Consider the following 13,212-nt stretch of genomic DNA (forward strand, 5'->3'; position numbering starts at 1 on the left):
TTAAGTATTGAGTTACATAAAAGTTCTTGACTTATTTGTAGTTAAATATGTCATCTCTTTTGTAGACTGCCTTAGACATGTACTGGTTAAAAACTGTACATGAAAAATAATTCTATTTACACCCTAAAACGAGATACAAAATTACCTTATGAGTTTTGGTAGTGTAGGTGTTGTATAGGTTAGTGAGGTGTTTTTAACCTGATGTAAAAGTTTTAATAAGGGGGTATGAATACTAAGTTTTACTATTGTAAAGGCAATGAAAAGTAAAAAGTAGAACCTTTATTTACCTCCGATTTTACATCCAAGCTACCTCCTAAAGTTTCAATAATACCTTTAGAGATTGGAAGACCTAAACCTGTTCCATCCTTTACTTTATTTTTGCCTTCAATTTTTACAAAGCGTTTAAAAATTAGTTCTTGGTCAGTACTTTCAATTCCTGCTCCAGTATCTTGTACGTAACATTGTAAGGTGTTGTTATTTATTTGATAACCAATTTCCACATATCCTTTATCGGTAAATTTAATAGCGTTGTTAATCAGGTTAAAAAGCACCTGCTTTATTCGGTGAGAATCGGAATGTAAGGTTAATGGACTATTCTGCTCGGCTTGTTTAAACACGATATCTACGCCATGTTTAGAATTAACATCTAATTCATACACTTGTTTTATTTCCTTTAATGTTTGTGTAAAATCAAATGGCTCAATTGAGTGCTTTAGTTGGCTCGACTCTATCATGGAAAAGTCAAGGATGTTTTCTATAATGTTAAGCAAATAGTTTCCGCTTTTATTGATGGTGTTAATATAGTGCAGCATCTCAGCTCTGGATCCATACATCTCGTTCTGCATTAGCTCAGAAAAACCTAATATCGAGTTTAGCGGTGTCCGCACTTCGTGACTCATATTAGCTAAGAATTTTGTCTTTAGCTTATCCGCCTCTTCAGCGTTATTCCTAGCTTCTTCCAGTAGAACTATTTTTTCTTTTAATTCATACTGTAAACTTTTTTGTCCTGCAATAGTACTCTCTAAACCTTTTACAAGCACAGCCAAAGGTATAGATGACATGGCGCTAACAGCAAACACATTAATGGAAACCGTTAACCAATGCATTATTTCATACTTTGAAACTAGTAAAGACCCAAATATATTGAAATGCAGTCCTACAGCAATAAAAGCAATTAAGCCTATAGTAATAATTAAACTGTTGATTGCCCCTCTTAATCCTAGCAGAAGTGAAGCTAGTAAGGAAAATCCAATGATGTAATTAAAACCTGCACCTGTTTCTCCTAAAATTAAGGTGAGAGTTACTCCGATAAAAAATATAAGACCAACGATAAAATATATTTTCTGAACGAGCTTAATTCTATGGGTAAAAATGATGAAGATGATTGACGCGTAGACAAAGGTGTCTACGATAGCAACAGAATATACTTTAAACGTAAATGACATGTACATGCCAAATATATACGGAACAAAACCGATGCCTACAATGATGATGAGTATACTTTTAAAAACGCGTTCTCGCCAATAATTCAAGCCATCGCTAGCAACGTATTCTCCTTTACTTAAATATTCCTTAACCCATCTTATCATCATCCAACATCTATAATTTAAGATTATTTTATAGTTTAATTAAATCATATCATTCATTCAATAAGTTAAAACACCATATGGGGTTTTTTGTTTTGAGCTAATGTATTGAGCTAATGATCTATAAAATAACTAACGTAGTACGATGCTAGTAGAAAAAGGATACAGTTTGTTGATAATTAATTATAGAGGAAGTCCTTTAACTTTTCCATAAAGTCGCTTTGGGTTTAACGACTTTATGGAAATAGTTAGAAAATTTACTCTGCAGATAAACTGCAATAAGCAATGATTAAATCGCCCGATTTTGTTTTTCCAAGCAGTTTACAAACGAAGTTGTCTTTCGTAATACCATTGCTGGCACCATTAAATTCAATGATTAAGTCCTTGCCTTTTTTCTTTGTTTTAAGTACTTTGCATCCTCTGCCGTAGTCAACTTTTTCGCATGCTCCCAATCGTAAACTTTCTAGTTCGATATCTTTTTGCGCGTTAAAACCGTTTTCAGATTTAATTAGAACTTTGATTTTCTTTGTATCCGAAGTAACCTTTTCCGAGTTAAGCATCTTTAGCCTTTTATGCACAGTAAGTGGTAAGATAATATTCTTGGAACTATGTTTGTCTTTTGCAAGATCGTTAGCTTTTAGTACGTCAATAACGGCTAAAGAAAGATGGGTTGCTCTTCCATATTTGTCTGTTAAAACATGCGGACGCTCAAGTTTATACCAATGTGTACGAGTACCATCCTCGTAACTCGTATTATTAGGTGTATATGCAGTTCCAGGGTTAAATTTCCAGTTGATGCCATCAGGAGAACGTAAATATATAGCGCGATAATCCCAGAATGCATTAATCATCATATGATACTGTACTTCATCTTTCCAAAGCACAGGGTCTTCATAATTTGAGTTACGATATTTTTCGGGGATGATTGGGTTACCTTGAATAGGACCAGTTTTTATGTGATAGGGGCCAAGTGGGTCTACTCCCTCGCTCATCATCATAGCGCCTCCTTTGGTAACGAATAAAAATCGCCCGTCGTGCATTTGTACACCAGATAGATTCCTTTCAAAGCGATAGTATTTATTAGGTTCTTCCAGTTCGGTTTCTTTATTCACTTTCATCACGCCCAAGCGTTTCCAAGGTCCGTTCATAGAAGGAGCAGTGAATAATGTTGCTTCCCAGTTAATCAAGGAATACATTATATAGCTACCATCGTTTAGTATTATAATATCTGGATTATGGCCTAAGCCGTCTGCATATAAATAAGCCTTGTCCTTCTTAACTTTATAAGGGCCAATAGGGTTATCTGATATTGTATGAGCAACGGTTGAACGCGGCCATTCCCAATGTCCTTTAGTTGCATTTGCAGGCCAACGTGTTATATTCATGTGGTATCTACCATCTTTATCTTTAACAGGACGACCTCCCCAATAACTCCACTCGGGATCTTCAATGCCGTTAAGTATATCACGAGGTACAACACCATCAGCACCCCATGTTTCACTAGTCAATTCTTGCAAAATAGGCATGGGCAAAATGAGGTCGCTAAAGGAAGCTCCTGTAACCATTTTTGGTTTAGTTTTTAATAGCTCCGAACCCATACTTACATTACCGCTATAATCGTGTGCATAAACTACGTAAGTATTATAAATATCTTTGGTTGGCGTAAAATCCAAATAAAAATCTTTATTGATATTATGTGCTATCTCTTGCAAATTATTACCATTTTCATCACCTCTATATAATGAGTAATGCTGTACATCATTATCCACACTTTTATCCCATGAAATCTTTATTTCAGAATCAAAAAAATCTGCATTAAGTGCTGTAGCGGGGGAGGGTGGGGTAGTATCTATTTTTGCTATAATTACTTTATTCGAGGCTCCAGACTCCTCCTTCTCAAACCGTGTAACCACATAGGTGTAATTTATACCATTGATGATGGTTTTATCTATAAAATGGTTTTCAGTGGTTTCCCCGATTTTTTTATACCCTTCCTTTGGATTAAATTGACGATAGATATAGAACTTGCTTTGGTTCTTGGCCAATTCGTCACTCCAGGTTAATTGAATCCCAGTTGCTTTAGCTTCAGCATCAAGCGTTGGACCAGCTTTGCTTTTGTCATAGATGCTTATGTTTACATAATGCAGAAACACTTTAATCTCGTCTTCGGAATAAAAAGTTACTTTAACCATAGGGTGTCCAGCCAAGGCATCTTCTTTATTGAGTATGTAACTTCCATTAAAATGTTCTACTATTTTATCGGAACCTATTAGTTTTACTCTATCAGCCAGCGTCTGTTCATGTTCTCCAAAAATTAGGCTTAAGGAAATACTTCCATTACTAGTATATTCTAAATCGGCACCAAAGCTCCAAAGAAGCAAATCACCTTCTTGCGGATTTTGATAGTTGGGATTAGTGTTTAATACAACGGATTCTGCAATGCCCACATCATTAATACTAAACATTGTTCCATGATGAATACCCATTTTGTATTCGCCAAGTCCTTCAACGTTATAGGTTTTCCAAAAAGGAGACTGCTTGGATTGTCGCCAATAACCGTTTACGGCTTCAAAATTACCATCATTTACATTGGCATGAGGAGCATTGTCGCCTAAAAGAACAATTTGACTGTTTATGCTAAACGCATAGGTCAAGAATAGTAATAGTGTTAGAAGAGTTTTAATTGGAGCTATGTTTAAATGTAGATTATTAATCATGGTTGTTTTATCTGGATATTTAAAATGGGAAATTACTTAAATTATTTTTTGAGGATTGCACATAAGCTCTAAAACAACGTTGATTAGCTGTTAAAATTTGGGTTAAATTAAATTAACACCCCTTATAAACCGTGGAATACCTCCTTTTGAGAGATGTCTTTTTTTCGTATTTTGTCGCTATGTCAGCAAAAGAAAAAAACGATATTATTCTTCCATATTTAAGTCGTGTCTGCGAAAATAGGGCTTTTGAAAAGTCACCACGTAATGTCAGGCTCCTGAAATTTTTAGTGGATCAGAGTCTACAAGGTAAAGATGTGAACGAATATGTGATAGGACTCGAGCTTTTTGCAGATAATTATGATCCGGATAAAAATGATAGTAAAGTGAGGGTTTATATGTATAACCTCAGAAAAAAGCTTTACGAATATTATCATTCCGACGGAAAAAATGACGCTATTAAATTTTCGATTGATAAGGGCCAATACAACTTAAGGTATGAGGAAAAGGAAAAAGAGTTGTTGGATGATAAAGGCCAAGGGATGGCGATTTTTTTTAATAAGCATAAAAATATATTGCTAAGTCTTGTCCTGTTATTGGTGCTGATAAGCGCCCTGTTTATTTGGGTATTTAAGTATAGTTCGGAACAAAAGTATTGCTGGTCTGAGTTTTTTGTTGAAGAAGCCAATAACATTTGTGTGATAGCTGATCAGGTAATTTGCTGGCAACCATTAGGAGATAGAGTAGATCCTCGAATCAATGAGCATATCAATAGTGAAGCCGATTTTATTACATATAAACAAAAACATCCTGAAGATTCTATCCGATTAGCTAATTATAGTTTGTATTCTAAAATGGCACCATTTGCAATTAAGGATTTAAATAGTTGGTTTATTGAGCATGGCAGTGATTTTGCTTTACGGCAAGAGAGTCGCTTTGATTTGGAAGAGTTGCGCAATCATAATGTGGTATATATTGGTCAGTTTAAAACGATGACTACCTCAAAGTCCGTTTTTTTAAAGGATAGTAAAAAGTTTAAAGTCCGATATAAACCACACGGTTTTATTTATCAGGAAGGAGACTTGAAAAAGACGTATATACCTAATAATTATCCTAATATTCAGACTGAGTATGCTATGGTATCATATATGAAACTGAGTAGTGGAAAAAAAGGTTTATACTTTGTTTCGAATAATGATATTGGAGTAATGGCTACGGTAAACAAGTTTACAAATAAAGACTGGATGGTAGATTTTTATACCAATTTATCTTCTGAAGATAGTTACTTTAATGCTTTATTTGAAGTTAACGGCCTGCAACGAACAGAGATTAGTTGTGAGTTGATTCATTTTGAAGAGATTAATTATTAATCTCTTTCTTAACTCGAAGAGTCTTGATTTAGTTGTAAACGCGCAATTCGTCTCCCTAGAGAATGCAATCTAACAGTTAGCTCTACAATCTCCGATTCAAATCGGATGATCGCTATTCTATTAGCATCTTGTTTTGATAAGCGATCGATTAAATGATTCTTTAATTCAAAGGCATGCTTTTTTAAAGGCTTTTTGCTTTCCATCACTAGTTTGGCCAACTGTGTATTGTTATTGTAATATGCCTCAAAACTAACGGCTAATGCGTTAATGCTTTGCTGATAAATTCTATTAAACATAGCTTTGGTTTCATCACTAATAGGAAGATCGTAATTGCTTCGATGTTCTGCTGCCTCTACCATATCCGTGGTTACTACATCTGCTGCAGCTTCCAAAATATTAGTAATTTCCATTTGATGTTTAATACGCTTCGATTCTTTTTTTTTCAACTGTTCTTGTTGTAACTGCTGTAGGTACGATAATATTTGTGTTTGGCGAAAGTCAATTTTTTTATCCGATTTTCTTAATGCTTCAAGGTCACTCATAGAGCCCGTAAAAATGGTATCCAAACCAGTTTTAAATATCATTTCAGTATTCTTAGATAGCTTTTTTAATTCTTTATCTACCAACTCAATAGCCATGGATGGGTTTTGAAGGTAGTAATTGTTTAATAATAAAATTTCCTTTTCTTGCTCCGACTTTTTTACAGGAACTAACTTGGTTATCAATTTAGCTATAGGTTTAGTAAAGCCAATGAGCAGAAAGGCATTACTCACATTAAAAATGGTATGTGCATTTGCTATTTGTCGGGCTATATCTTTAGGTGTTATCTCCGTGGTAATTTCTGCTAATTGTGGAATAAACCAAACCCATAATATTGCGCCTATAACCTTAAAGAAAATATGAGCCATGGCTACTTGCATAGCTGCACGAGGTTTACCAATGGCCGAAAGAAATGCGGTAACACAGGTTCCAATATTGGCTCCAATAATGATAGAAATTCCCCCTTGCGTGGATATTAACCCTTGCGATGCCAATACAATAACAATACCGGTGGTGGCTGACGAACTCTGCACCAAAGCAGTAAACGCTGCGCCTATTAATATACCGTAAATAGGGTGACTCAGGTTTTGCATGGTTTCTAAAAAGGGAGGGTAGGATTTTAGGGGATGCATACCTTCGCTCATTATATTCATGCCCAGAAAAATTAAGCCCAGACCTACAAATATTTTACCTATTTCACGATGCGATTTTTTATTGGAGATAAGATGAATCAAATATCCTACAATAACCAGAAAAAGAGCAATTTTAGTAACCTTAAAAGCTATAATTTGTGCAGTAATAGTTGTGCCAATATTGGCACCCAGTATTACTCCAAGCGTACTTTCAAAGGTCATAATACCAGCAGAAACAAAACCAACGGCCAATACTGTTGTAACAGATGAAGATTGAATAACAGCCGTAATACCCGTTCCTGCAACCATAGCCTTCCAGCGATTAGAGGTCATTCGGTGTAAAAAAGCTTTAAGCTGATTACCCGCCGATGACTTTAACGATTTCGTCATTACATCCATCCCAAATAAGAATAGCGCCAAGCCTCCCAATAGCTGGTATATCAATATCCACCAATCAATCATCATAAAGTATTGTCCAAATGCGTTATGTTTACAAAATACAAATTAAAAATTATTTCCTATAGGATATATGATATTTGTTGGTGCAACAGCAATAAGAGCCAATAATCATTGGGCAATGATAGGTATTCCTACTTTACCTTCTTTTTTTAAGTACAAATGCAAGGCGTTATGCCAAAGATGGGGAATTCCAAAAATAAAGGATTGTAAATAGCTATATCCAAATATTGGCTTTAATGTGCAATGTTTAATTTGAGTATGGTGAGAATATGATTGGGAGCTGTATTGCAAAGATTCGGTATTTATCACCTAATAATTGGTTGAAATAAATTATCAAGGCATAAAAAAAGCGAAGCTATGAACTCCGCTTTTAATTATCATTTTTTCTCTTGTTTTATCCTCCACAGCAAGTGCAGTAGTCTTCAATGCAACCATGTTCGGCTACAATCATTGCTTTAATCTCATCTTCGCAGCAAACACCTTTCGGGTTGGTTGTAGCACATCGGTTATCTTTACACGCAGCTGTAATCCAGCGAATATCTTCAATAGATTTAGCACCATCTTTTATTACTTTCGCCAAGGTTTCTCTATCCACATTTCCGCAGTAACAAACAATATCTGACATTATAATCCTTTTTTATTTTGAGCTGATAAAAGTAAAACTTATTTTCTTAGGGCAAGACATAAAAAATATAGTTTTGGAATATTTCTTCTATTCTAGCTTCCAAGTTCTAATCCATTCATATTTAGTAGTGCGTTGCTCCCATGTTCCACTTTCCACTATGCCACCATCTTCAGGAATCGGGTTCCAGCTATACGTTTCTATTGCCATGTGTAAGTAGGCTGGATTATCCCATTCTACCTTAGGATTGATAGAGTATTGATATTCGCCATCTAAAAAGAATTGAATTTCTTTGGGAGATTTCCACCAAGCGGCATATATGTAATAACGTGCATAGTTAGGTTCCTTTAGTTTGCTTGCATTTTGCAATTGTAATTTCTCAGCACATGCAGTATGGCGATGTATAGCGTTAGAATGGAAGATACTGTCCCAACCTTTTGACCAAGGTTCAGATAATTCGGTGGTTCTGCCGACACATTCTTGAATATCTGTTTCTAGCTTCTTTTTGCAATTATATTTAGTCATTAACCAAAAGGTAGATGACATTACTGTAGCATTGGCTTTCATCTTACATTCAAAATACCATCCAACATTACCTGGTTTTAAAGATCGAATAATAGCACCTTGATGGGTAAAGTTTTTTCCATTAATGGTTTGTGGTTGATCCAGTTTACTTACCGTAACATTCATGTTTCCATCATTCACTACAATGTTCTCTTTACGAAATAAACCAGGAGGGCGACCAATCCAAGCCCAATCGTTTCCAACAGGATCGACTTGCCATTTCGATAAATCCATTTTATCACCTTCAAACTCGTCAGATAAGTTTTCAACGGGAACCCATTTCTTGTCTGAAGGTTTAGGGTCGTTACCCGATTTAAAAGTAGGTTGAGCACTAATAATGGTAAATAATATGGAGAATGTTATTGTGAATATTGTTTTCATAGGATATAGTTATTTGTATTAGTGATTACACTGAATAATAAATTTACCATTTTTCTTTTACTTCTCCGACCAGCCATTCTTGGTTCCTTTTAAATAACCAATAGCCCAGCCACTTCCTTTTTGAGAGCTCCAAAAAATATCTTCGCGATAAGGGTCTGGTTTAAAATCTACTATTCTATCCTGCTGTCCTAAATTATTATTGATTTTATTCCAAGTTTTTCCACCGTCCATAGACACATATGCACCAGGGTTTAACCTCTTGTTCGCATCTTTAGTTTTAGGAGGAAGTGCTGCACAAACGGTTATAATATCAGGGTTAATAGGGGAGGGTTCGCATTGCCAGATAAATGGCAAGTCAAATATCTTTTCCCACTTTTTACCACCATCTTTACTGCGCCAAGCACCACCACCAGCATCTGTGGCTTGTTCATTACCGCACGAAATATAAATATGCTGGTTGTTTCTATCCACATAAACGTTATTGACAGATTGTATTGTAGAAGGAATGTTTACTTTTTTCCAATTTAAACCTTTGTCAATTGATTTATATAAAGCACCGTTTTTATCGTTAGCTGCAGCATATAAAATTGCAGGGTTTTTAGGATCCATCATCACACGTCGTATACTGACATTGGCATGAAAGCCATTGTTGCTGAGTTCCCAATTTTTGCCTCCATCGGTAGAACGGTAAAAACCATAATCTCCTTTAGTCAGTTTTTTAGCATATGGTCCAGCCACCTCAGAAATAGGATTTCTTGTTGCACAGAAATACATATTATCTGGGGTGATAGGGTCGATGATTAATGAGTTTTGAAATACCAAACGCTGGTGCATTGGGACATCTGCATCAAAAATGGTAGAAATGTTTTTCCATGTTTTTCCTCCATCGATTGACTTACGTAGTTTTCCTCTGTTCTCTTGGCGATAAGATAAAAAATAGATGATGTCTGGATTTTGCGGATGAATCGCTACTGAACTTGCAGAGTGCGAACCTCCATGATGAATTTGTCCATCTAATTGCTCTACAGCAACAGCCATTTTATCTGGGTAGTTACCTAAGGGTGCCGTTTGCCATAAACCGTGCTCTCCGCTGCACATCAAATATCTATCCTTCTTTCCTGTCTCTAGTAACATCAAACGGCCTGGTAGGTTACTATCGCCACGACCTACCCAATGATTGCAGCCAGGCTCAGTTTCGTTATCATCAATTTGCTCCCAGGATTTGCCTCCATTTTTAGATTGGAGAACTTGTTGGTCCAAGCAAATATACGCTGTTCCATCTATGCTAAGCTCTAAAAAACGATTACCCCAAGTTTCTTCTCTTCGGTCCATTTCTGGTTGAAGATGTGCGAAAGTGGTATTGGTGCCAATCGGGTTATTTCTCGATTTCCAATACGCATTATCCTTGCCCTCAATCCAGTATTTTCCTTCTCTGGCTGCTGCTATCCATGTTTTACCTCCATCGTTACTTTTCCATGCTCCGCCAGGTAAAAAAGATTTATCGTGTTTATTATTGTGCGATAGGTAGATTTCGTTTTTATTCAGCGGGTTAACCTGAATTCGATGCCAAACATCAAATGCTTTAGTGGGTAATTCAGGATGTTTCTGTTGAATGCTTTTAGTATTCGATTGAAACCAAAATGCTAAAGAATTCCAATATTTATTGCGCAGGATGTTACTGCTTATTTCGTTCATATCTACCGCTAAATTGCCAGATATATTTTGCCAACTTGCTCCATGGTCAGTACTCTTAAAAACACCACCTTGCACACTTACCGTTTTTCTATCTGCCTCAAAAGCGGTTTGCTCTAACAAGTAAAGGATAAATTCTTTTGAGTCTGTATCATAAAAGTAATCTAAATCGCGCGGACGATTAACGGGCAGTCCTTGCGCACTGGATTTCCATGTTTTTCCTTGGTTGGTACTTCGAAACAAACCTTTGCTGGTAGCTGCAATAATTACTTTCGAATCAGTTGGGGCTATAGCAATACGACCTACATCCAGATTTTCAAAATCTCCAATTATAACTTTGTTCCAGGTTTTACCTTTGTTGGTACTTTTGTAAATGCCGTTATTTTTAAAGTTACGAGTCTGCCCATCTTTAAAGCGATGATTGGCTTTTACATTCCAAAAGTCTCCAGGACCTACATACCAGTTATTGTCATTGGAAGGGTCTACCACAATATCGGCAGACCGTCCTTTAAACTTATACGTTTCTTTCCAACTTTTACCAGTATCCTTGGTTATAAATAGGGTGCCACTTCCTGTGATGGCATATCCAAACGCTGGGTTCTGGTGTGAGAATTCAAATTTGCGCACACGAGCCAAATCTTTACCTATTCCGTCGCAATCCTTCATGGTATGCCATGATTTACCAGCATCCCATGAGCCATAAGTGTTATACATATCCGGCGACATCATAATTACATTGGGGTCTGTTGGGTGACACCAAAACTCTTCGCAATACCCAGACATTCCGGGCCCTACTTGTCTCCATTCAACTAGGTCACTCGATTCAACTTGTTTTGTATGTAACGTGTTAAAATACGCTTTATCTATTTGAGCATGTAAAGTCAGACACAATAGAATAATGATGGCACTTAATGTTAATCGTATCATTTTATGTAGATTATCTTTTTATTTATTCAGGTTTAGGAAATTTCCGTATTTTACTATACCTAATATAACTATCAAATATTTCTTTATCAGGACCAACTACTCGGGGATCCTTTGTTTTGGTGAGCTCTTTAATCAGTTCGTTCTTTAATTTTTTAGCGATTTTCTGATACTTGTTGTCTCCCATTTTATTTAATAAACAGGCTTCATCTTTTTTTAAGTCGTATAATTCAAACTCTTGTCGCTTTTCAGTAGCCCATCGGAAGAAAACATGAGTTTCGGAAAAGCCTTCTCCACCAATAATGTTGCTTTTAGATGGAGAACCATCAATATCAGTAAAAGCACCCTTATACATAGGTAATAATTCAGTGGTATCTTTAGGATTATAGAGTTGTGGATCGCCAGCAGGCCAGCGCTCAGGTTTCATATTCCAAATTAATAAATAGTCGCCTTTACGTATGGCGCGTTGTGGGTAACCCCAATTTTGGTAACGAGATGAGGAATGACGCTCGCGCCCTGAGAATACAGCTTTGTTTTTAGGTTCACTTTTGCCTTTTAAAGTATTGAGCATACTTGTTCCTGTTAAAGGCTGCATTTGCTTTGGAGTTGTATTTGTAACATCCAAAATGGTAGGAGCTAAATCAACAAAGGAGGTGGGTGTATGAATAACACGTTGACTGGAAAATTCTTTAGGGTAACGAATGGCTAATGGAACATGAGCTCCAAAATTGTAGGTGTTAGCCTTGGCTCTGGGAAAAGGCATTCCATTGTCGGAAGTAACAATAACAATGGTGTTATCTAACTCACCTACCTTTTCTAGGTACTTTAACATTTTCATTAAATGATGGTCGAACCATTCAATTTCCACAGCATAATCTAACAAATCACCGCGAATAATCGGGTTGTCAGGTAAAAACTCAGGAACCTGAACATCTTCTAATTTTTTACCACTTTTCTTCCACGAATCCTTCTCGTATCCTCGATGAGGTTCTTTGGCTCCAAACCAAAAGAAAAAGGGTTTATCTTGTTTTACTTCGTCTATAAAATATTTAAAGTTGGCAAAGTAATTAACGTCATAAATTCCTTTTGCAGGACGAACATCATTCTCTTCGGTATATTTAATTTCATTATGGCAGATACCTGCAGCATTTGTTTCTCTCCATAACGATTCTTGCTCGTTTTTGGCATATCTAAATGGGTCAACCCCTTTGCCTGTTCTACCAACTGCATAACCATTGCTTTGCAATTCATCTACAAAAGGCACATATTTCTTCATCCATGATGAGCCATGCTGACCCGATTGTTCATTTTGCCAAGGATACCTTCCAGTTACAATAGAACTACGCGATGGAGCGCAACCTGGAGAGCCTGCATAACAGTTGGAGAAATAAATACCTTCGCTTGCAATGCGATCGAAAGCTGGAGTATTTACAAATGAGGACCCGGCAAAACTAGTATGCGCATAGGATTGGTCATCACTAATGGCAAATAAAATGTTTGGCCGTTTTTTTTGTTGAGAAAAACTCGTGGTGTTCGCAAAAGCAATGATTGCAAGTAATAAAATGAAGCGGGACATATATTAAAATTTAGTTAATGTATTCATGAGTGTATGAAAGACTAAATTATAAAAACTGCCTTTAAATTAGTGGGGAGAATTGAGCTGTAAAAAGGGGATGAATAGTTGATTTGTTGGTGGTGGTTTATAGCTAGGGGTAAAAAGTGGGTTAA

8 protein-coding genes are annotated in these 13,212 nt (G+C 36.3%); 1 reads left to right on the forward strand and 7 read right to left on the reverse strand.

All coding sequences use genetic code 11. From position 1 onward, the window contains the following. Positions 1–242: 242 nt before the first annotated feature. Complete coding sequence (locus tag A8L32_RS00075) at positions 243–1,592, reverse strand: sensor histidine kinase (RefSeq protein ID WP_083631110.1); 1,350 nt, start codon at positions 1,590–1,592, stop codon at positions 243–245. Positions 1,593–1,843: 251 nt separating this feature from the next. Next, complete coding sequence (locus A8L32_RS00080) at positions 1,844–4,303, reverse strand: hypothetical protein (protein WP_075589662.1); 2,460 nt, start codon at positions 4,301–4,303, stop codon at positions 1,844–1,846. 179 nt (positions 4,304–4,482) lie between these two features. Here A8L32_RS00080 and A8L32_RS00085 point away from each other — a divergent pair, with 179 nt between their 5' ends. Further along, positions 4,483–5,670 carry a hypothetical protein gene (locus A8L32_RS00085; protein WP_143524961.1) on the forward strand — a complete coding sequence of 396 codons (1,188 nt, stop codon included), beginning with the start codon at positions 4,483–4,485 and terminating at the stop codon, positions 5,668–5,670. Positions 5,671–5,678: 8 nt separating this feature from the next. On the opposite strand, the gene A8L32_RS00090 is transcribed toward A8L32_RS00085, so the two are convergent. The 5 genes from A8L32_RS00090 to A8L32_RS00110 form a co-directional block, all read right to left on the reverse strand. After that, positions 5,679–7,307: a Na/Pi cotransporter family protein gene (locus A8L32_RS00090; RefSeq protein ID WP_075589664.1), complete on the reverse strand. Its 1,629-nt coding sequence runs from the start codon at positions 7,305–7,307 to the stop codon at positions 5,679–5,681. Positions 7,308–7,695: 388 nt separating this feature from the next. Continuing rightward, positions 7,696–7,926: a bacterioferritin-associated ferredoxin gene (locus A8L32_RS00095; RefSeq protein ID WP_075589665.1), complete on the reverse strand. Its 231-nt coding sequence runs from the start codon at positions 7,924–7,926 to the stop codon at positions 7,696–7,698. Between the two features lie 87 nt (positions 7,927–8,013). Further along, positions 8,014–8,868, reverse strand: coding sequence for a LamG domain-containing protein (locus tag A8L32_RS00100; protein WP_075589666.1), 855 nt, complete (start codon positions 8,866–8,868; stop codon positions 8,014–8,016). Positions 8,869–8,925: 57 nt separating this feature from the next. Then, positions 8,926–11,487, reverse strand: a complete 2,562-nt coding sequence (locus A8L32_RS00105; protein WP_075589667.1) for a VPS10 domain-containing protein — start codon at positions 11,485–11,487, stop codon at positions 8,926–8,928. A gap of 22 nt (positions 11,488–11,509) precedes the next feature. Then, positions 11,510–13,060 carry a sulfatase family protein gene (locus A8L32_RS00110; RefSeq protein ID WP_075589668.1) on the reverse strand — a complete coding sequence of 517 codons (1,551 nt, stop codon included), beginning with the start codon at positions 13,058–13,060 and terminating at the stop codon, positions 11,510–11,512. Positions 13,061–13,212: the final 152 nt, after the last annotated feature.

Source organism: Labilibacter marinus, assembly GCF_001659685.2.
Classification (GTDB): domain Bacteria; phylum Bacteroidota; class Bacteroidia; order Bacteroidales; family Marinilabiliaceae; genus Saccharicrinis; species Saccharicrinis marinus.